Below are 19307 nucleotides of genomic sequence, written 5' to 3'. Positions count from 1 at the left end.
TACTTGACGGTCAAGTATGGGTAACGACGAGCCGTACTCGATGAATCGAGTACGGCTTGTATGTTTGCCATCAAACGCATGCCGACGAGCGCTGCGCACCCGTCGAATTTAGCGATCCATTAAGCAGCCAGCCGTACTTGGCTTAAGACCATAGCTGGCTCGACCATGCCGATCGATCTTCTGCCAAAGCGTACTTGGCCTCAGCGAATTGGCTTTCTAGCATTGCGCGCACCAACCCTTCCTTTCGCTTGTTGGCCGCCTGAGGCAAGCCACCTTGTCCGACCTGATCGCGCTCCCAACCAAAGTCTTCTAGAAAAGACACTATGCATACAATGGGTACCCAAAGACTTCCTTCCAAAACCTGATGCTCTGAGTCAAATGGCATGTATTTGAGAAATGTCTTCCAACGGTCAAGGATTACCTGATAGTCCGACATATCAATCTTGTAAAACTTGCATGCCTCGAGCGCGTCAAAATAAACCATCCCTTTGGACGAGGTAACGAGTTGGATGAAACCTTTAAGCTCTGGCCATTGCAAATCAAGCACTCCTATCTGAATATCCCAAAAACCGATATTTGAATATTAGTAATACCTTAGCGCCTTGTCAACAGTTACCTGAGGCGCTTGTGTCGAAATCTCTTTATCGTCCTGAAACAACAATTCTGCTTAAGCTGCTCAAGGAATACCGAACAGAAGCGGGTCTAACACAGGCCGATTTTGCCAAGGCGCTTGACCGCCCACAATCGTTTGTAAGCGATATAGAACGCGGCTCACGCAGACTCGATCTGGTCCAACTTAGGGATATATGTGAGGTGCTGGGGTTAAGCCTTATCGACTTCGTTACACGGTACGAGCAGTTAGTAGCGGAGTCGCGGCAACAGTGAAGGTTGCCCGGAGACTCCAAGGTCTTAGCCCACAATGATCAGAGCCAGCGAATCGGACCTACACCGGTCGTTCCCCGTATTAGCGGTAGCACTCGCCTCTCACAGCACTGCAGCGCTTTGCATAACGGTAACGTTTGTGTAGCCGGCTTCGAGGAGACCCTGCTGTGTGGCAAGCACGCAACCTGAATTGTAATCTGGTTCATACCAGGCGCCTGTTAAAGAGATAGGCGTGGCCAAAGGGACACCAAGCTCTGCGAGATGACTAAGGGCGATCTCTGTATGCTCTGGATCGTCTGCTTCTAGTCTGTCGGCCAGCATCGGCGATCTTGAAATCGCATCTTTAATGGCTCTATCGAGGAGAGGGTAAAGCCCAAGCTCGTCACTCAACCAACCGTCGAGTACCAGTATGTTGCCCGACCAGCCGTTTAATTCGTCTATCACAGCTTCCCTGGCAGCATCTGCTTCGTCGGAAAGATTCATGTCCGCCGAACCACATAACGAGCCAGGATGGACCAGGATTAACAACGGACTGAATTTGTTCTGGTGTGAACTGTTTTCTTGCATAAATGCCGCTCGTGGAAGGTTGCTATATGGTCGAGGGCTGGTGAAAGCGTTTTTATTCACCGCCCCAGCATCCACGACAGTTTTGATGGTAGAGGTCACGAATTGCCGAGTCAACATTTATTTATCTTGTTTTTCAATGACTTAGTATACTGAGTATACCAGAAGAAATATTTCAAATGCGCAAGCTAACCCCATACCAAAAGCACAGACTTGTCGTTGGCCAATTCCGGACATACCCTGATTGAGCGCTGAAACCAGGAGCTTGGCGAGATGGGAATTTGAGGCTTTCAGCCTTGCCATCAAAATACCGACGTAGCCATCGAAGTGCTCGATATTGATACTGCGCCCCGCAGGTTGATGACCGAACTTTTTGAGCGCGTAAGTCCGGATGATGATGCTTTAGCGAATCCTCCGCTAGCGAAAGACGATATCCCAGTCTCGCGTCACAAGGTCGCGGCAGGCAGCTGGTGCGCCCCCGAAGCAGCGCTTGGAAGTAGTTTTGAGCTTCTCTGTCGAGTCGTAACCGATGGCTTCGCCCGTTTCGTCTACCAATACGCCGCCGGCACCGAGAAGGATGGCGTGTCCCGCCACGACGTCATGGGCTGACGTGGGGACGAGGGAAATAGCCGCAACCGCGTCGCCCGCAGCTGCCGCAGCCAACCTGTAAGCGATGCTAGTAGTAGGCACAGGTGTCGCGGGCGAGCAGAGTTGCGCGTTCAATTCCTCTTTCTTCCGAGCCCCGTTGCTGACCAACACGCTCGTGCTGCGCTGTAGTTCAATGTCGCAAAGAGAACGCTTCAGCGTCAGGCCGTTGCGGTAGATGTAGTCCATCCCCAGCGCCCAGGCGATGCAATCCGAGCCGCGATCCTCGGTCACGGGTGCATATACCACTCCTAGCACCGGTTTGCTCTCGAAAAGCAGACCCACGGAAACCGACGAACCCTTAAATCCGCTTAAAAAATCGGCCGTTCCATCGTTCGGGTCAACCACCCAACAATGCTCCGCACCGTTAAGCTGCGACCCAGTCTCCTCCCCCCAAAAGTCGCAGTTCAGAATTTCTATCAAGCCAGTGCGAAGCAGACTTTCGATCTCCACATCCACGTCTGCTTTGTCCCCGGAACCACGAGGACCTGAAGGTCGCTGCCATTCGGCGACCAACAACTCACCAGCAGCAACGACCTCACGGATGACCTGCTTGAGCACCTGAGCATAATCGAGCGTATTCATACCTGCTTTCCATTTCGCTTTAACGTGAAGGAGCCACACCTGACAGGTGATGCAGATGCATACTACAGAAGAATCTCAGCTGCAGCCGGACTCCGCGTCAAAGGCTGAGCGCACTTGCTCTAGCCCCTCCAGCGCCGAGAATGTAGTGGTCTACCAATCCGCGCCTCATCACCACGACGGTCCGTCTTCGAGATGGCTATCGCTTTGGCTTTGTCGGCTATTGGCCGCCTGCACCCTGTGGGGAGGAGCTACTCTCGGCGGTCAACAGCTGTCTCAGGATTTGGTTTCAGCATGCCTGATTGGAGTGAGGACTATCACGCCGTCAATCAATTCGAGAGTTAGTGAATCACCGGGACCGACGCCCATTCCTGCAAGCACGTTTGGTGGGAGCTCGACAATAAGATCCCCGGTGTCATCGCCGGAATCTTGGCATCTCACAATCGTCCGTACTGATTCGCTCATGGGAAGTTCGCCTCACTCTCAGCCACTGCTTTACCGTAATCGATATCTTACGCTAGACGGCATGTGATCGGCAGCTATCGGCCAAAAGCGGACAGTTCGTGTCGGCATAACTTGGCCAATAGCGTCCAAGCTTCTGAGGCTTCATTGTTATCTTCCATGACGTGGAGGATAAGCTATGAACACCACTAACTTTTCTCGCGAGCCTTGGAATAAGGGCAAGCTCGTCGGGCAGAAAGCACCGCTTCGGCTTCAAGACATTTGGTCCATCCGAGTAAGGCTTCAGATTGCGGAGAACACCCGAGACCTAGCTCTTTTCAATCTGGCCATCGACAGCAAGTTGCGCGCCTGTGATTTAACAAAGCTCAGGGTCCGCGATATTGCGCACGGCGCGCACGTTTTGTCCCGAGCCATTGTAACGCAACAGAAAACGCATCGGCCTGTTCAGTTTGAAATCACGGGCCAAACCCGAACAGCGCTCGAGGCTTGGATGCATCACGCCCAATTGCGTAGCAACGACTTCCTGTTCCCGAGCAGATTGCATAGCTCAGAGCATCTTTCTACTAGGCAATACTCCCGGATCGTCAAGGCTTGGGTAACGTCGATTGCTCTTGACCCTGCTATGTACGGTACTCACACGCTACGACGCACCAAGGCAACACTGATTTACCGCAGAACGAAAAATCTCAGAGCCGTGCAGTTGCTACTGGGTCACACGAAGCTAGAGAGCACCGTTAGGTATTTAGGCATAGAGATCGACGATGCTATCGAGATGGCTGAGCAGACCGAAGCTTAGTATAGGTCTTCGGGAAAAGCTTGGCGCCTCCTGCGGCATTATCACGGCCATTTCGGATGCAAGCTGTCGATGATGTATGGGTGTGCATGCTCACGCCCAGACGAGGCAGTGTGTGGGTGGTCTTCCGTCAGGGCGTCATGTAGATGCAGTAGTTCTATCGGATCGTTAGCTGGCCAGAGTTTGATGGCTGAGACCAAAGCAACTACCGCTAAACCAGCTAGTATCAAAAGGGTGATCTGTATACTTGCAAAAGCCCCCAGCCAACCGGCCAGGGGGTACGCAATCAGCCAGCCCGCGTGCGATAACGAGAATTGTGCAGCAAAAACAGCCGGCCGATCCTGGCCATGGGCGGACCTTGTCAGTAGCCGGCCGATCGGTGTTTGCGTGGCAGAAAAGCCGATGCCAAGCCAGGCCCACACCGGTAGAAGCCAGGCCAAGCTGTTTACGGGGAGCGCAACAATTAATCCGGAAATGAGTATGACCGCCCCCGTCAGCATGACTTGACGATCCTGCCATCGCTGCAGCAGAGCCGGTAATGCCAAGGCGGCCAGCATCGAGCCACCACCAAATGCAGCAAAAGCCATCGCCGTATGCTGCTCGGTCAGGCCGAACTGACCCTGGACCAGTACCACTGTATTTACGATGACCATCGCCCCTGCCAGGCTAACGACCAAGTTCAATGCTATAACCCCACGAAGACGAGGTGTTGCTGTAAAAAGATCAAACCCCCGCCGGGCACGCGCATAAACGCCCCTACGTTTCTCCGATTTGATGCCGGAAGGAATAACCACCGAAGTCACCAGCAGCGCTGATGCTATGAACCCAATGACAGTTCCAGAGAACAGCGCCTGCCAACTGGTGAACACCAGTAGCAATGCTGCTAACGCGGGGCTAACCAGATTTTCCATGTCATAGGCTAGCCGCGATAGCGATAAGGCTTTAGTGTAATCAGCCTCATTCGGCAGCGCATCCGGGATGGTGGACTGAAAGATGGGTGTGAAGGCGGCTGACGCGCATTGAAGCACTGCGATCAGTAGATATACTTCCCCGATTTCAGTGACGAAGGGCAAAGCAAGGGCGATCGCAGCACGGACCAAATCCAGAAAGACCAGCATCACCCGGCGCGGTACGTTCTCTGCCAGTGCCGAAGCCAAGGGTGCTATCAATACATAAGCGACCATCTTGATGGCCATGGCGGTGCCCAGCACCTTGCCTGCTTCGTCATCTGCCAGATTAAAAGCGACGATGCTCAGCGCGACGGTTGCCAGGCCGGTTCCCAGCAGCGCAACGACCTGCGCGAAGAACAGATGTCGGTATGTGCGGTGCTTCAGGATATCAAGCATTGCTTACCATCGTTTAGAGATAACGGGCTATGGCTTTGAACTCATCAATACGGCTTTGTTGTTCGGATTCTAAGGGCCCTATCGCGGCATCAAGGCAATGTTCTATATGGTCCTGCACCAATACCCGCTTCGCCTGCTGGATCGCCTTTTCCACCGCATGTAACTGTTGTGCCAGTTCAAGACAGGGTCTGCCGCTGTCAATCATATTGATGACGCTGGCAAGATGACCCTGCGCGCGCTTAAGACGCTTAATGATGTCCGGATGTGATTCGTGCATATGGTCGCCTGTCATTTCTAATTCCTATCCCCCTGGGGGGGATGGTATGCTTTAGAATCCTATTAATCCAACACTCTTGCCAACAAGCTGACTGATGATCACGGCCCTCCATCGCAAAATGCTGATTCCGATTGTCGTCATGCTGCTGGCATTGTCTGGCATGTCGCTGTCTGTAGTGGGTGAAGCATCATCCCATGGCCTTGCTGAGCTAGCTGGTGAGGCGTCAGGCGGGCATTCTGACCACTCCCACAGCCACGATGATGTTGATGAGGAGTCAGAGGAGCATGTGCATCACGACTCCAGCAATCACAGTCACGAATCCTTAGACCATCCGACGATCCGGCCTGTCTCTGGCCATTGGATGTCAGTCAGGCAACTGCCTTCCCAGGCCGGCGATTCCCCTCGAAGTTTTCGCTACCGCCTCGAGCGTCCGCCCAAAGCGTCCTGACTGATTGAGTCTCGCTGCAACGCAACTTTTTAAACCAATTTTTGGAGTCTTTATGTTGTCAATTTTGTTTGACGGCCGTTGGCGTGCGCGTGCTGGCACGGGCGGACATCGTCTGTTCTGGATATGCCTGACACTCGGCCTGCTTGGTATGAGCGCCGATGTGCTGGCCCACGCTGTCGCCGAGGGCGACAAGGGATACATTCAGGAAATCACCGGGGTGAACCTGATCGCGTTCATGTACCTCGGTGCCAAGCACATGGTCACCGGCTATGATCACCTGCTGTTTCTCTTGGGAGTGATCTTCTTCCTCTACCGTATGCAACACATCGCCATCTATGTGAGCCTGTTTGCTGTTGGGCATTCCCTCACCATGCTGTTGGGTGTGTATTTCAACATCGGCATCAACAGCTACATCATCGACGCGATCATCGGACTTTCGGTGGTGTACAAGGCGCTGGATAACCTCGGCGCGTACCAGCGGTGGTTCGGCTTTCAGCCCAACACCAAGGCCGCGACATTGATCTTCGGCTTGTTCCACGGTTTTGGCCTGTCGTCGAAGATCATTGAGTACGACATCTCCCCAGATGGACTGGTCCCAAACCTGCTCGCATTCAATGTCGGCGTAGAAATGGGTCAGCTCATTGCTCTAGCCATGATCCTGATTGTGATGAGCTTCTGGCGCAAGACTGAACGCTTCTTCCATCACGCCTATACCGCCAACGTGGCCATGATGGGTGCAGGCTTTCTGCTCATCGGCTATCAGCTCACCGGCTACTTTATTGCTTAATTCCGGAGAAATTTATGTATAACACCGATATGCCCTCCCGCGCTGAACTACCCAGCACCGCAAAGCTGATCCGTTCTACAATCATCTCCGCAATGGTCGCGCTGGCGCTTCTGGTGACCGTGGTCATGCCAGCGGAGTACGCACTGGATCCGACCGGTGCAGGCCGCCTGCTCGGTTTGACTGAGATGGGTGAGATAAAGCAGCAGCTTGCCGAAGAAGCCGCAGCGGATGAAGCCGCGCAGTTGACGGCAATACCTTCCGCTTATGAGGAGCTCACATCAGAGCCGGCACCGGTTCAGGGGGCAACAGCTGCCCCTGAGCCACAGGTTGAACCAGTGGTCGCGACACCTGCTCCGGCAGATGATGCACAGCCTGAATGGCAGGACGAAGTGCGTGTCGTGCTTACCCCTGGCGAAGGCACTGAATTCAAACTAACCATGGAAGAAGGTGCGGTAGCTAGCTTTCACTGGATATCCGAGGGCGGCCCGGTCAACTTCGATACTCACGGTGACGGCGGGGGCCAGTCCATCTCTTACGAGAAAGGACGTGGCGTCGCAGAAGATGAAGGTGAGCTGGAGGCGGCTTTCACCGGCAATCATGGATGGTTTTTCCGTAATCGGAATAATGAGGATGTCACGCTCGTGCTTCGCACTAGTGGTAACTACGGTGAGTTAAAGCGGGCGATGTGAAGCAGAAGACCTGATTAGGTGCCGTCACGTCCAGGCCAGTCTCGAATTGAGGCTGGCTTGGCTTGGTGGCCATAAACGTGTGCTCTGGTGGATAATTGAAAGCTTCCTTCACACCTCTTGGGCCATTGTCCGCTTTTGGCACGTTTTGCCTTTCCCCAACGTAAGCTTCGGGTTGTTTTCTGCCTGATGCGACTGGCTGCTATTGGCCGGGCTCTGCCAGAAGCGGACGTTCAAAGTGCCTACGAAACCAAGGGCGATTCAAAGGATCGAAGAAGTATTGTTCGTATGGCCCCAACTAGTTATTAGGTCCTCGGTCGAAAGCGATCTCGATTTTTAAGCCACCTAAGGAGCTGTGCGAAAAATGTATTTGTCCACTGTAGCGATCGACTATATCGCAAACTATTGCCAGCCCCAGACCATGTCCAGGCGTTTGCTCGTCCAGTCTCAAACCACGTTTACCTAACTCACTTACTTCGTCTTGTGTAACGCCGGTGCCATCGTCAGCCACGACGATCAGCATTTTCTTGTCGTCTTCACTGAGGGATAAGTCGACGAAGGTTGACGACCACTTGCCGGCGTTATCCAGAAGATTGCCGAGAATTTCACTCAGGTCGTGTTCTTCAATAGGCCAGCGATGTTCTTGCGTCATGTCCGTGGACAACTCGAACGACTTGTCGGGATGCAAACGACCAAGCATCCATAGAAGATCTCTTGCCTGTTTCACTGGAAAAGTACTTTTCCCGACCTGGGGTCCAGCAAAGCGGCTACGCCGCATCTCTGCCTCCAGCTGCTTGTCGATATCGCCGAGTCGCGATCCCATTTCGCGCCTCAAGTTATTGTCCAGCAGGCGACTGGTATCTTCCAGAGTCTGCCGTACTGCTGCGATCGGCGTCTTGACGCTGTGGGACAGGTTAGCGAGCGCATCCCGCGAGCGTTCAAGGCGCCGGTCAAGAAAATCAAGCAGCTGATTGAGCTGTTTAACGAGAGGCTGTAGCTCCTCTGGCGCTTTGACGTGGATACGCGATATATCACCGCCTTGCAGTTTTTTCAGCGAGGACTGGAGCGATATAACCGGCCGCATAGACAGGGTGATGCCAATCCAGATTACGCCTACGAGCAGCAAGATCAGCATGATGGATACGATTGCAGTCCAGGCATGCAGCTCTGCCTGGCTGGCCTTCAGCGCTGCCATGTCTTCGGACACGATGACTACTAAAGGCTGATCATTCACTATGAATGCTTTTCTAAAGGCAATGACATCGGATGGCGCACCGGCTGCAGTGGTGTTGCGCACTCTGATTGCGCCCTGCTGATCTGATTGCAGCAAGGGGCTCAATAATGCCTCCCAGGTACTTGGTGAAATAATGGTCTGGGTTGGAGACTGAATGGCGAAGGCATGGTGAAAAACCTCTTGGAAATAGTCGCCTGTGCGCAATGTATCGATCTTGCCATCGGAATGGCGAATCTGCAGTTCGAGAAAGGCCACTTCATCTTGCAGCCGGCTTTCAACAAAGTCCCAGGACATTCTTTCCAGCAGAATGCCGTGGACAAGCCAGGCAGTCGCCATTAGGGCTATACCCGAAGGTAACAACAGCGCCAGCAGCGTTCCCTTGACCGATGTCGGTTTTTTAAACAGCATCATCGAATAAATACCCCTGACCGCGTCGTGTCGCGATAGTACTGGCTCCCACAAGTTTTCTGAGGCGGCGTATGTACGCCTCGATTATATTGTCGCTCGGGCTTTCGCTCAGGTTGTAGAGCTGCTCCATGAGCTGTTCCTTGGAAAAAACCTGACCAGGCCGGCTCATCAGACAGCGCAGCAGGCGGAATTCCGTGCCGGTCAGGCTATGCTCTGAGCCGTCTTGGATCTTCAGACTCTGGCGATTTTCGTCCAATTCAAAACCGCCCGCTTTCACGGACGTGTGAACGCGCCCCTCACTTCGGCGCACGATAGCGTTAAGCCGTGCCACCAGCTCTTCCGTCCGGAATGGTTTGGTCAGGTAGTCATCAGCGCCCGCCTTCAGGCCATTGACCTTATCCTGCCAATCCCCGCGCGCCGTCAGGATCAACACCGGGAAGCTGGCGTTACTGGAGCGCCAGCTGCGGAGCACATCCAGACCGTTGCCATCCGGTAGCCCCAGATCCAGAACGCCCACCCTATAATCCTCTTGCTCACCCAGAAGGATTGCTTCTCTGGCGGTTTGCGTCCTGTCCACGCTAAAACCCGCCTTCTCAAGTTGGCTGGCAAGTCCTTCGGCTAACAAGCTGTCATCCTCTACCAGCAGTAATCTCATCAGTTGTTCTTCCGCAATGTGAGCACAGTCGATTTGAGTGTCACTGATTAACCTGAACTCTGCCTGAATAAAAAATAGCTGGATATTTTCAGAAAGGATTCAGGTTGATGGACGATCATAATCATCAATTTAGAGATACGTGCTTGCAAAACAGCAAGCCCACGGCCCCTGAACGGGGTCAAATAACAGGAGAGGCTTTGATGAGCTTATCAAGATTTGCAGTAGCAGCAATGGCTATGTCGGTTTCGGTTCTGGCGCTGGGTGCTGGCGCTCACGATGGTGGGCATGGGCAAGGTGTGAAAATCGGTGAGCCGGGCAACCTGTCTGAGGCTGATCGCACCATTAACGTCGTTATGCATGACAACTACTACGAGCCTGAATCCATTGACGTCAAGCCGGGTGAAACCGTGCGCTTTGTGATTGAGAACAAGGGTAGCCTGGTCCATGAATTCAATATTGGCACGGCGTCTATGCATGAGGCTCACCAAGCCGAAATGATGATGATGGTTGAGCACGGGGTCATTCAGGGCGGTAAGTTGAACAAAGAGATGATGGATATGGATCACAGCAGGATGGGCATGGATATGGATATGGATATGGGCAAAGGCCACTCCATGAAGCATGACGATCCCAATAGCGTGTTGCTGGAGCCGGGTGAGAACAAGGAAATAATCTGGAAATTTGCAGAGAAAGGCGCCATCGAGTTCGCCTGCAACGTTCCCGGCCATTACCAGGCTGGCATGTACGGCGATGTGAATTTTAACTGATTGGTTTTCTAGCCAGATGAATGCCCGACATGTTGCATGTCGGGTAGATCTCTATGCATTTAAGCAGTTGGGAGAAGTGATCCATGAAGACAACTCTGTTGGCGGGCGCATTGGGCCTGCTTTTACCGGCTATTGGTCTGGCAGGTGAATACAGCCTGACGGTCGATCGAGTACAGATCGATACCGGCGACTTCGTTAAAGAAGGTATTGGTTACAATGGTAAATCTCCAGGGCCGGTTATGCGGTTCAAGGAAGGCGAAGAGGTGTCCATCAAGGTCACTAACAACCTGGATGAGATGACCTCCATTCACTGGCATGGCTTGATCCTTCCGTATAAGCAGGATGGCGTTCCGGGGATCAGTTTTCCGGGTATCAAGCCGGGCGAAACTTTCACCTATAACTTCCCCATCACACAATCGGGAACCTACTGGTTTCACAGCCATTCGGGTTTCCAGGAGCCCGACGGCGCTTATGGGGCCATTGTTATTGAGCCTGCGGGGCGCGAACCCTTTCGATACGACCGTGATTATGTAGTGCAGTTAACCGACAAGCATCCGCACACCGGCGACCGCATCATGCGTAATCTCAAGATGATGCCAGATTATTACAACCGCGAGCAGCAAACGGTTGGGGAGTTCTTTTCCGACGCGTCTGAAAAAGGGTTTATGAGTACGCTGAAAGATCGGCTGGCGTGGGGCGATATGCGCATGATGAAAGCGGATGTCGAAGACCTGCAGGGTTTTACTGGCCTCATCAACGGCAAGGGTCCGGAGCAGAACTGGACTGGGATTTTTGAGCCGGGTGAGCGAATCCGGCTGCGCTTCATCAACTCCTCAGCGATGACGTACTTTGATATTCGTATTCCTGGACTGGAAATGACTGTTGTTCAGGCGGACGGCAACAATGTTCAGCCCGTCAGCGTTGATGAGTTTCGTATTGGTGTTGCTGAATCCTTCGATGTGATTGTTCGACCCAAAGACGCTCAGGCGTATACGATTTTTGCTGAATCCATGGGGCGTTCAGGCTATGCCAGGGCAACCCTTGCACCTGAAATGGGCATGGTAGCCGAAGTGCCGGAACTCCGTGAAGCTGCCCGGCTGACCATGGCCGACATGGGCAGCATGGAAGGTATGGATCACGGCAGCATGGCCGGTATGGAGGGTATGGACCACTCCAATATGGCTGGTATGGCCGGCATGGAGGGCATGGATCATTCCAATATGGCCGGCATGGACCATTCCAAAATGGGTCAAGGGGCAGCGATGGCTGACACTGGCACCAGCGATCCCTTCTACGCCCAGGGCAGTGGCCTGATTCCAACGGCAGCCAATGGCGGCAAGTTTCTGTCTTATGCAGACCTAAAAGCCCAGAAACCCCTCTTTGAGGAGCGTGAAGCTACCCGGGAAATTGAAATGCGCCTCACCGGGAACATGGAGCGCTACACATGGAGCATCAATGGTGTCAAATACGAGGACGCTGAGCCCGTTCGTCTCCAGTACGGTGAGCGTGTTCGGTTCAAATTTGTCAACGAAACCATGATGACTCACCCCATGCACCTGCACGGCATGTGGTCCATTCTGGATGTTGGCGCTGGCCGGTTGAACCCAGTCAAGCATACGATCAGCGTTCAGCCGGGCACTACGGTTTATATGGAGACCGAGGTAGATGCGCCGGGGCAGTGGGCATTCCATTGTCACCTGTCCTATCACGCCGCGGCGGGAATGTTCCGCAAGATTATTGTTGAAGGCGGACCTGAGACTCCAACGGCAGCTGCAAGCGAGCAGTCGGTCAAAGTGGGAGGTGGGGCATGAGTTTTTTCAAGTCATTGGCGGTGACCACATTAGCTGGTCTGGTGATGATGCCTGCACTGGGATTTGCCCAGGAGCGGAGGCAGGACACAACCCCGCGTAAGGAGCCTTTGAAGGTCTGGGGCGCTCAATTCGAGGAGTTTGAATACCGCTACAGTGATGACGACGAAGAGCTGGGTGTATGGAGTGGAGATTTCTTCTATGGTACAGACGATCTGAAAGTACGTTGGCTGACCAAAGGCGAATATGCCATAGAAGAGCAGGCTTATGAAAAGCTTGAGAATCAGTTGGTAGGGCAGATACCTGTCTCGGATTTCTTTGATGCCAAAGCGGGAATCCGGTTCGACACTCCGGAAGGTCCAGACCGCACCTATGCTGTTCTGGGTATTGCCGGCCTGGCGCCCCAGTGGTTTGAGATTGATGCCAACTTCTACGTGAGCAAGGATGGAGACACCTCCGCTGAACTGGATGCGGAGTACGAGCTGTTGCTGACCAACTACTGGATCCTGGCCGCCGCTTTTGACGCAACTGTCGCATTCAGCGAGGACCGCGAGATTGGCGTGGGCAAAGGTCTGGTATCGACTGAAACGGGGTTACGGCTGAGGTATGACCTGATAGATCGTTCCTTCTCCCCGTATATCGGCGTCGTGCATGAGCGCAAGTATGGGGACACTGCTGACTTTGCCAGAGCCGATGGGGCTGGTACCGAACAATGGTTTGCCGTTATCGGCGCAAGACTGTCCTTTTGAGGGTCTGAACCGCTATTGGGCCAGCGCGGCCCGAGTTGAACAACATCGGGTCGCTTGCTGTCAAAATATTCTGTTCATGAGTATTTAACAGGAGGTTGTATGAGCAAGGAGCAAGACAGGACCACGCATTACAACGAGGGCAGCCTGACACTGGCAGGGACTGTCATGTTGGGCACTGGCGTCATGATTGGTGCTGGTATCTTTGCGCTTACAGGTCAAATGGCAGAGATGACAGGTGCGCTTTTCCCCCTGGCCTTTCTGGCTGCGGCTGTCATTGTGTCTTTTAGTTCTTACTCCTACATCAAGATTTCCAACGCTTATCCGTCCGCTGGCGGCATTGGTATGTATCTGCACAAGGCATACGGTGATCGGCTACCGACCGCATTTCATGCCTTGCTGATGTATTTCTCGATGGTGATCGCCCAGAGTTTTCTCGCCCGTACATTTGGCTCCTATACGATGCAGCTGTTTGGCGGCGATGAGAGCGGACTTATGGTGCCGATTCTCGGGGTATCACTTATCCTGGCTGCATTTGTGATTAACCTGCTGGGAAACCAGATGGTCCAGGGCGTTGCATCTTTTATTGGTGTGCTAAAGATCACCGGTATTTTGATCATCGGCTTGGTAGGTGTCTGGTTGGCAGACAGTCTTGCTGTCGACTTTTCCAGCACGGGCGAGACTGGGGTCGCTGGCAACTTCTTGGGTGCAACTGCGCTGGGCATACTGGCGTTTAAAGGTTTCACCACCATTACCAACAGTGGGTCCGAGGTGAAACACCCGCGTCGCAATGTGGGCCGTGCCATCATCATTTCCATTGCCGCCTGCGTGGTGATCTATACCCTGGTTGGCTTCGCTGTCGCCAGTAACCTCTCACTCGCCGAGATTATCGAAACCCGAGACTACTCCTTGGCTGCCGCCGCTCGTCCGGTACTGGGTGAGTACGGAGTATGGTTTACCGTGGCAATCGCCATGATGGCGACAGCCGGCGGCATCCTCGCCAGTATCTTTGCCGTATCGCGCATGCTCGCCATGTTGACCGAAATGAAACTGGTACCGCATAGCCATTTCGGTATGTCGGGCAGCATTCAAAAGCACACACTCGTTTACACGGTGGTGTTGGGTCTAATCCTGACCGCCTTTTTTGATCTTTCCCGGATTGCAGCGCTCGGGATTATCTTCTACCTGATTATGGACATCGCCATTCATTGGGGGGTGTTGCGTTATCTGCGCGAAGATATCAAGGCGGTGAGGTGGGTACCGGTAGTAGCCATTGTGCTGGATCTGCTGGCGCTTGGCGGCTTTGTCTGGGTCAAGCTGAACTCGGATCCCTTCGTGCTTGCCGTGGCCGTTGTGGCCATGATCGTGATTGCAATTGGCGAGCAGATATTCCTGACATCGTCAGCACGGAAAAAAGCGGTGGACGATGAGAATACTCACGCAGACCACCATTAATATCTACGATTTGAAAAGGAGGTCAACACCATGATGAACGAGAGCATGTATGGAAATGCCATGTGGAGTGGGCACTGGCTATGGATGCTGGTGGTAGCCATCGTCGTCGTCGTGCCGGTCTGGCGAATATGCCGGCGCACTGGGTATCCGGGCTGGCTGGGACTGTTGATGCTGGTTCCGATGGTCAATCTGATTTTGTTGTACTTTATCGCCTTTGCCGACTGGCCTGCGAATAAAGCAGGAGCACGCAATGAGTGATCCCCAGCACGATCATCATGATCATGAAGGCCACGGCGAAAACGCTGTAAAAGACCCTGTTTGTGGCATGTCGGTCGATCCCCATACGGCAGAACATCGCAGCCAGCATGCAGGCAAGAGTTGGTACTTTTGCTCTTCTCGATGTCAGTCAAAATTCGAAGACGATCCAGAGAAGTACCTCGGCGAAAAGAGTGCCGAGACAGAGCCGGTCGCACCCGGCACCATGTACACCTGCCCGATGCACCCCGAGATCCGTCAGCAAGGCCCCGGTGATTGTCCCATCTGCGGCATGGGCCTGGAGCCCGAAGAAGTCAGCCTGGACGACGGGCCCTCCGCAGAACTCACTGATATGACACGCCGATTCTGGATTGGTCTCGTTCTGGCGTTGCCTGTTTTTATACTTGAAATGGGGGGTCATCTTTTTGCGATTGATCACATCCTGTCTCCGCAAATATCCAACTGGATTCAGTTACTACTGGCCACCCCAGTAGTGGTTTATTGCGGCTGGCCGTTCTTTGTTCGGGGCTGGAAATCTGTTCTCACCCGCAACCTGAATATGTTCACGTTGATTTCCATCGGCACCGGCGTTGCGTTGTTTTATAGCCTGGTCGCAACATTGATGCCGCAGATTTTCCCGGGTGCCTTCCGCCAGGACGATGGCTCGGTCGCTGTGTATTTCGAGGCCGCAGCCGTTATCGTGGTGCTGGTATTACTCGGACAGGTACTGGAGCTGCGGGCCCGAGAGAAAACCTCCGGCGCCATCAAGGCTTTACTGGATCTTGCACCAGCAACCGCTAGGAAGCTGGGAGAGGAGGGCGCAGAGTCCGATGTGGCACTCGATCAGGTAAAAGTCGGTGACCGCCTCCGGGTACGCCCCGGCGACAAAGTACCACTAGATGGTGAAGTTCTTGAAGGCAGCTCGAACGTGGATGAGTCCATGGTGACAGGAGAGCCTTTGGCAGTCAGCAAAAAAGCAGGCAGCCAAGTGGTCGGTGGCAGCATCAATCAGCAGGGCAGTTTCATTATGCGCGCCGACAAAGTGGGCCGCGATACGATGCTGTCCCAGATAGTGCAGATGGTGGCTAGCGCTCAGCGCAGTCGAGCGCCGATTCAAGGTTTGGCCGATAAAGTAGCCGGCTGGTTCGTGCCGGCGGTCATCATCATCGCCGTCATTGCGTTTGTCGTCTGGTCAATATACGGACCTTCGCCACCCATGGCTTTTGGGCTGATTGCTGCGGTGAGTGTATTGATCATTGCCTGCCCCTGCGCCCTTGGTTTGGCAACACCCATGTCGATCATGGTGGGTGTGGGCCGTGGCGCTCAGATTGGGGTTCTGATCCGTGACGCGGAAGCCCTCGAGCGCATGGAGAAAGTAGATACGGTCGTGGTGGATAAAACCGGCACGCTGACCGAAGGCAAGCCGCAGGTGACCCAGCTGGTGCCAGCAGATGGCTTCAGCGACGAGGACCTGATGCGCTACGCCGCTGGTCTTGAAAAGGGCAGTGAGCATCCGCTGGCACATGCCATTCTCGAGAAAGCCAAGGCCATGGAGCTGAAGCTCTCCGATGCCGAGGATTTCGACTCCCCTAACGGTAAAGGGGTAACGGGCAAGATCGATGGTAAACGAGTCCTGCTCGGTAATCGGCTGCTCATGGAGTCTGAGGATGTCGATACGTCCGCTTTTGACAAAGAGGCAGACGAGCTGCGCAAGGACGGAGCTACGGTCATTTTTGCCGCAGTGGACGGGAAGATCTGTGGATTACTGGCGATCGCCGATCCGGTCAAGAAGACCACCGCAGCGGCTATTGCCGCGTTACAAAAGGAAGGTGTTCGCGTGGTTATGCTGACGGGCGACAATCGCACCTCCGCCGAGGCTGTAGCCCGCAAACTCCACATCGATGAGGTAGAAGCGGAAGTGCTGCCTGAAGACAAGGGCAAGATCGTCCAACGTCTCAAGGATGAAGGTCGTATTGTGGCAATGGCTGGCGATGGTGTGAACGATGCACCCGCCCTGGCCACCGCAGACGTCGGTATCGCCATGGGCACCGGCACGGATGTGGCCATTGAAAGTTCAGGCATTACGCTGCTGCGTGGTGATCTGATGGGCATTGTTGAAGCGCGGAAATTGTCACGCGCTACGATGCGCAATATTCGGCAAAACCTGTTTTTCGCCTTCGTTTACAACGCGGCGGGAATACCGATTGCGGCGGGACTTCTGTACCCATTTACCGGCCTTCTGCTGTCGCCAATCATTGCGGCGGCGGCTATGTCGTTGTCTTCGGTCAGTGTGATTACTAATGCTTTGCGATTGAGAGTTATCAAGCTGTAAGCAAAGACCAGCGATGCCCCGTCAGTGGAGCCTCGGAGAAAACTTATAACTCAGTTTTCCTTAGGCTCCACATTATCCAAAGACAACTCCAAGAAAAATCGGGTGACTCACTGCGCTGAAGAACAACAGGCTGTCCCACCATGGGCATTTGCAATCGATAAGGTTATAGCCAAACCCAACCCAGCGCTGCCAGCACTGAATCGCTCCTGCTTTTGTAGACGTCCTGTGACCGCTTTTGGCCGACTCCAGCCAGTCGCTAGTGACTAATCCCAACCATAAATAGCCAATCGGATACGCCCGGGAAGCCAAGCGACGCCAGTAGTTGAATTTACGGTCAGCCTACAAGTTTGGACGTTCGATCTGGCAACTCCTTAGGTGCTTTCTCCGACCTTGAGGGTGTCCGTAAGGCCATCGATTACCGGTTCGAACGAATCAGCCAAAGGTGAGTAGAGCCCTTGGCTCTCCGGCCAGTCATTGAGATGCATAGAGAACATAAACTTCCGGGTATTCGGATCGGCGTCGGCAGCAGCTGCCCGCCTCAATGCTTCGTGCAGGCGAATTCGCCCCTCTCGTACCATCTGCATCAGACGTTCCATTTCGTCGATGGTGAGAAAGTAGATTCGCTGAAGGGGGATTCGGCCCTCTTCTGGATAAGCGCTGAGAATGCGATTTAGAGCATCCTCACCGACGGCGCTGCTCAGCATCTGTCCGTTGCCTATGTACAGCTCCTTGTAGGTGACCGCGATCAGGTAGTTGTCTGCGCGTTCCTGAACCACGGGATCACCCCCAGCGAGCTGCTTCAGCCTGTCGTTTACCGCCAGCCCCTGCTCAACGGCTTTCAGCAGCGAATTTTCGGTTGCACCCCTAACCACATCTTGAAGGTGAGCGATTTTCCCACGCGGCGCCATCTCGACGCCCTTGGCATCGATGAAGATGTTTGCCTCACCATCAACCACCATAAAATCAACCAGTTTCCCCTGGCCAGGTAGCTTCCGTTCGAGTTCTGGCTCAGTGGCAAACGGTAATCCCGTTGCGGCCACAAGCTCGCCGACGTAGGCCTCGAACCTTCTTCCGAAGTGCAGGGCGAACTTATTGAGGTCAACTCTCTTGAGCGTATCGAAAACGAAGTGGCCGAGGGTTCGGTGCAGTATTTCGGGATACACACACCAGTAAGCTCCACCAACGCGGATGAGGGGAAAGCAGATGAAAGGTGTTTCCTCGACGAATTCAGTTGTTCGGCGCCCTCGGGGCTCAAGCTCATACAACAGAGGCGGTAGATCTACAATGTCGACAGACACGGCAGACAGGAAGGCGTCTATGTGCTCCGGTGAAATATCGGTCTCTAGCGGCTCAAAATATCGGCGGGAGATTGAATAGCCTGGCTGATCCAGGTAACGGCAAATTAACCCCAGCGCGAGCTTTACAAATTGGGCGATCGGGAGGCCGTTGGAGCTAACGAAAGCTCGCTGGAAGAAATGGCCGTCCTGCACCCCTGCAAACAAAGCTTGCTGACGCGCCAATCCATCCAAGTTCATTGGCTGCTGATATAGAAACTGCTGCGCCGCGAGTGCTCTGACGAATAAAGTTACGCCCTCAAAATCATTCGGCCCGCGGGTGTCCCATGAAAGCTCGTAGGTACGCTGGAGCAATGTATCCATTTGCTGCACGCTTATGGCGGGACGGCTAGAGCGCTGGATGTCATCGTCGATAAAGACCCATTTGAGGAGCAGCATATGTATCCACGGCTTCTTTTTAGCTCGGTCAAGGCGATCCCTATCCGGTCGGTATAGAATCTCCAGGCTCGTTTGCAGAATGCTCTTTGGGTCGTACTGCCTGAAGGTGTTTCTTATGGGCTTGAAGCGTGTGTAGAAATCCCGGTCACTCATCATCCGGGGCCTTGCTGCCTGCGTAATTTCCGCTTCTTGAGTCATTATTTACCCCGGCATGCGCTATTTACTGGGTTGCATCAATCGTGTTGACCACAGTAGGCCCACTTGCATTGGATGGTGATTCTGCGAGCTTGTCACCATCTAAGAATTGCGTAGCAACTCACCACTTGGCTGGCTTCATGGTAAGCCGCATGAGGCTTAGCGTGGAAGGTTATGAGCAAGCACTTTTGGGGGTAGGAGCAACGATTCAACAACGGGCCGCTTATGGCCCAGAGTGTGTAAAAAC

At 53.8% G+C, this 19307-nt stretch carries 19 protein-coding genes; 11 read left to right on the top strand and 8 right to left on the bottom strand.

Annotated elements, in window-relative coordinates; translation table 11 throughout:
• Nucleotides 1-142 precede the first annotated feature (142 nt).
• Nucleotides 143-547, bottom strand: coding sequence for a hypothetical protein (locus K787_RS0103770; RefSeq protein ID WP_152486782.1), 405 nt, complete (start codon nt 545-547; stop codon nt 143-145).
• Between the two features lie 80 nt (nt 548-627).
• On the opposite strand from K787_RS0103770, the gene K787_RS0103765 reads away from it, so the two are divergent.
• Nucleotides 628-885: a helix-turn-helix domain-containing protein gene (locus tag K787_RS0103765; RefSeq protein WP_022961459.1), complete on the top strand. Its 258-nt coding sequence runs from the start codon at nt 628-630 to the stop codon at nt 883-885.
• Between the two features lie 99 nt (nt 886-984).
• On the opposite strand, the gene K787_RS0103760 is transcribed toward K787_RS0103765, so the two are convergent.
• Together K787_RS0103760 and K787_RS0103755 are read right to left on the bottom strand one after the other, a co-directional pair.
• The gene (locus K787_RS0103760) at nt 985-1566 is read right to left on the bottom strand and encodes a hypothetical protein (RefSeq protein WP_022961458.1); all 582 of its coding nucleotides are present in this window, start codon (nt 1564-1566) and stop codon (nt 985-987) included.
• Nucleotides 1567-1863: 297 nt separating this feature from the next.
• The gene (locus tag K787_RS0103755) at nt 1864-2676 is read right to left on the bottom strand and encodes an inositol monophosphatase family protein (protein ID WP_022961457.1); all 813 of its coding nucleotides are present in this window, start codon (nt 2674-2676) and stop codon (nt 1864-1866) included.
• 637 nt (nt 2677-3313) lie between these two features.
• Here K787_RS0103755 and K787_RS0103750 point away from each other — a divergent pair.
• A complete protein-coding gene (locus K787_RS0103750) occupies nt 3314-3931 on the top strand; it encodes a tyrosine-type recombinase/integrase (protein WP_022961456.1) in 618 nt (205 codons plus the stop codon).
• A 41-nt stretch (nt 3932-3972) separates the two neighbouring features.
• On the opposite strand, the gene K787_RS0103745 is transcribed toward K787_RS0103750, so the two are convergent.
• Together K787_RS0103745 and K787_RS0103740 are read right to left on the bottom strand one after the other, a co-directional pair.
• Nucleotides 3973-5274 carry an MFS transporter gene (locus tag K787_RS0103745; protein ID WP_022961455.1) on the bottom strand — a complete coding sequence of 434 codons (1302 nt, stop codon included), beginning with the start codon at nt 5272-5274 and terminating at the stop codon, nt 3973-3975.
• Between the two features lie 13 nt (nt 5275-5287).
• Nucleotides 5288-5566 carry a metal-sensing transcriptional repressor gene (locus K787_RS0103740; RefSeq protein ID WP_022961454.1) on the bottom strand — a complete coding sequence of 93 codons (279 nt, stop codon included), beginning with the start codon at nt 5564-5566 and terminating at the stop codon, nt 5288-5290.
• Between the two features lie 79 nt (nt 5567-5645).
• Between K787_RS0103740 and K787_RS24575 the strand changes: the two genes are divergently transcribed.
• Genes K787_RS24575 through K787_RS0103730 form a run of 3 tightly spaced genes read left to right on the top strand, consistent with a single transcriptional unit; the run spans nt 5646 to nt 7475 of the window.
• A complete protein-coding gene (locus tag K787_RS24575; protein ID WP_084671925.1) occupies nt 5646-5999 on the top strand; it encodes a hypothetical protein in 354 nt (117 codons plus the stop codon).
• Nucleotides 6000-6051: 52 nt separating this feature from the next.
• Nucleotides 6052-6786, top strand: a complete 735-nt coding sequence (locus K787_RS0103735; RefSeq protein ID WP_022961453.1) for a HupE/UreJ family protein — start codon at nt 6052-6054, stop codon at nt 6784-6786.
• A gap of 14 nt (nt 6787-6800) precedes the next feature.
• Entirely contained in the window at nt 6801-7475 is a 675-nt protein-coding gene (locus K787_RS0103730) for a hypothetical protein (RefSeq protein WP_022961452.1), read from the top strand.
• A 295-nt stretch (nt 7476-7770) separates the two neighbouring features.
• Here the strand turns inward: K787_RS0103730 and K787_RS0103725 are convergent, their stop codons facing one another.
• Both K787_RS0103725 and K787_RS0103720 read right to left on the bottom strand, forming a co-directional pair.
• Nucleotides 7771-9117, bottom strand: coding sequence for an ATP-binding protein (locus K787_RS0103725; RefSeq protein ID WP_022961451.1), 1347 nt, complete (start codon nt 9115-9117; stop codon nt 7771-7773).
• A complete protein-coding gene (locus K787_RS0103720; protein WP_022961450.1) occupies nt 9104-9769 on the bottom strand; it encodes a response regulator transcription factor in 666 nt (221 codons plus the stop codon). The genes K787_RS0103725 and K787_RS0103720 overlap by 14 nt, the downstream gene beginning before the upstream one ends.
• A gap of 200 nt (nt 9770-9969) precedes the next feature.
• Between K787_RS0103720 and K787_RS0103715 the strand changes: the two genes are divergently transcribed.
• From K787_RS0103715 to K787_RS0103690, 6 genes are all read left to right on the top strand, one after another.
• Nucleotides 9970-10536, top strand: coding sequence for a cupredoxin domain-containing protein (locus K787_RS0103715; protein WP_022961449.1), 567 nt, complete (start codon nt 9970-9972; stop codon nt 10534-10536).
• 83 nt (nt 10537-10619) lie between these two features.
• Nucleotides 10620-12347 (top strand): copper resistance system multicopper oxidase, encoded by a 1728-nt coding sequence (locus tag K787_RS0103710; RefSeq protein ID WP_022961448.1) that lies wholly within the window; start codon nt 10620-10622, stop codon nt 12345-12347.
• Nucleotides 12348-12391: 44 nt separating this feature from the next.
• Complete coding sequence (locus K787_RS0103705; protein ID WP_235801898.1) at nt 12392-13093, top strand: copper resistance protein B; 702 nt, start codon at nt 12392-12394, stop codon at nt 13091-13093.
• A gap of 99 nt (nt 13094-13192) precedes the next feature.
• The gene (locus tag K787_RS0103700) at nt 13193-14545 is read left to right on the top strand and encodes an APC family permease (RefSeq protein ID WP_022961446.1); all 1353 of its coding nucleotides are present in this window, start codon (nt 13193-13195) and stop codon (nt 14543-14545) included.
• A gap of 30 nt (nt 14546-14575) precedes the next feature.
• Nucleotides 14576-14803: a hypothetical protein gene (locus K787_RS0103695; RefSeq protein WP_022961445.1), complete on the top strand. Its 228-nt coding sequence runs from the start codon at nt 14576-14578 to the stop codon at nt 14801-14803.
• Nucleotides 14796-17132, top strand: a complete 2337-nt coding sequence (locus tag K787_RS0103690) for a heavy metal translocating P-type ATPase (protein WP_022961444.1) — start codon at nt 14796-14798, stop codon at nt 17130-17132. Before K787_RS0103695 ends, K787_RS0103690 begins: the two co-directional genes overlap by 8 nt.
• 371 nt (nt 17133-17503) lie before the next feature.
• Here K787_RS0103690 and gapS1 read toward each other — a convergent pair whose 3' ends face one another.
• A complete protein-coding gene (gapS1, locus tag K787_RS0103685; protein WP_028614559.1) occupies nt 17504-19063 on the bottom strand; it encodes a GapS1 family protein in 1560 nt (519 codons plus the stop codon).
• Nucleotides 19064-19307 lie beyond the last annotated feature (244 nt).

Origin of the sequence: Halopseudomonas pelagia CL-AP6 (genome assembly GCF_000410875.1) — a bacterium.
GTDB lineage: Bacteria > Pseudomonadota > Gammaproteobacteria > Pseudomonadales > Pseudomonadaceae > Halopseudomonas > Halopseudomonas pelagia.
This window is presented reverse-complemented; position numbering and strand designations above follow the sequence as displayed.

Excerpts from the sequence above, each read along its gene's own strand:
- K787_RS0103695 (WP_022961445.1), top strand. The coding sequence starts at position 14,576 with ATGATGAACGAGAGCATGTATGGAAATGCCATGTGGAGTGGGCACTGG.
- K787_RS0103710 (WP_022961448.1), top strand. The coding sequence starts at position 10,620 with ATGAAGACAACTCTGTTGGCGGGCGCATTGGGCCTGCTTTTACCGGCT.
- K787_RS0103740 (WP_022961454.1), bottom strand. The coding sequence starts at position 5,566 with ATGACAGGCGACCATATGCACGAATCACATCCGGACATCATTAAGCGT.
- K787_RS0103755 (WP_022961457.1), bottom strand. The coding sequence starts at position 2,676 with ATGAATACGCTCGATTATGCTCAGGTGCTCAAGCAGGTCATCCGTGAG.
- K787_RS0103725 (WP_022961451.1), bottom strand. The coding sequence starts at position 9,117 with ATGATGCTGTTTAAAAAACCGACATCGGTCAAGGGAACGCTGCTGGCG.
- K787_RS0103760 (WP_022961458.1), bottom strand. The coding sequence starts at position 1,566 with ATGTTGACTCGGCAATTCGTGACCTCTACCATCAAAACTGTCGTGGAT.
- K787_RS0103705 (WP_235801898.1), top strand. The coding sequence starts at position 12,392 with ATGATGCCTGCACTGGGATTTGCCCAGGAGCGGAGGCAGGACACAACC.
- K787_RS0103700 (WP_022961446.1), top strand. The coding sequence starts at position 13,193 with ATGAGCAAGGAGCAAGACAGGACCACGCATTACAACGAGGGCAGCCTG.
- K787_RS0103735 (WP_022961453.1), top strand. The coding sequence starts at position 6,052 with ATGTTGTCAATTTTGTTTGACGGCCGTTGGCGTGCGCGTGCTGGCACG.
- K787_RS0103690 (WP_022961444.1), top strand. The coding sequence starts at position 14,796 with ATGAGTGATCCCCAGCACGATCATCATGATCATGAAGGCCACGGCGAA.
- K787_RS0103715 (WP_022961449.1), top strand. The coding sequence starts at position 9,970 with ATGAGCTTATCAAGATTTGCAGTAGCAGCAATGGCTATGTCGGTTTCG.
- K787_RS0103730 (WP_022961452.1), top strand. The coding sequence starts at position 6,801 with ATGTATAACACCGATATGCCCTCCCGCGCTGAACTACCCAGCACCGCA.
- gapS1 (WP_028614559.1), bottom strand. The coding sequence starts at position 19,063 with ATGACTCAAGAAGCGGAAATTACGCAGGCAGCAAGGCCCCGGATGATG.
- K787_RS0103745 (WP_022961455.1), bottom strand. The coding sequence starts at position 5,274 with ATGCTTGATATCCTGAAGCACCGCACATACCGACATCTGTTCTTCGCG.
- K787_RS0103750 (WP_022961456.1), top strand. The coding sequence starts at position 3,314 with ATGAACACCACTAACTTTTCTCGCGAGCCTTGGAATAAGGGCAAGCTC.
- K787_RS24575 (WP_084671925.1), top strand. The coding sequence starts at position 5,646 with ATGATCACGGCCCTCCATCGCAAAATGCTGATTCCGATTGTCGTCATG.
- K787_RS0103720 (WP_022961450.1), bottom strand. The coding sequence starts at position 9,769 with ATGAGATTACTGCTGGTAGAGGATGACAGCTTGTTAGCCGAAGGACTT.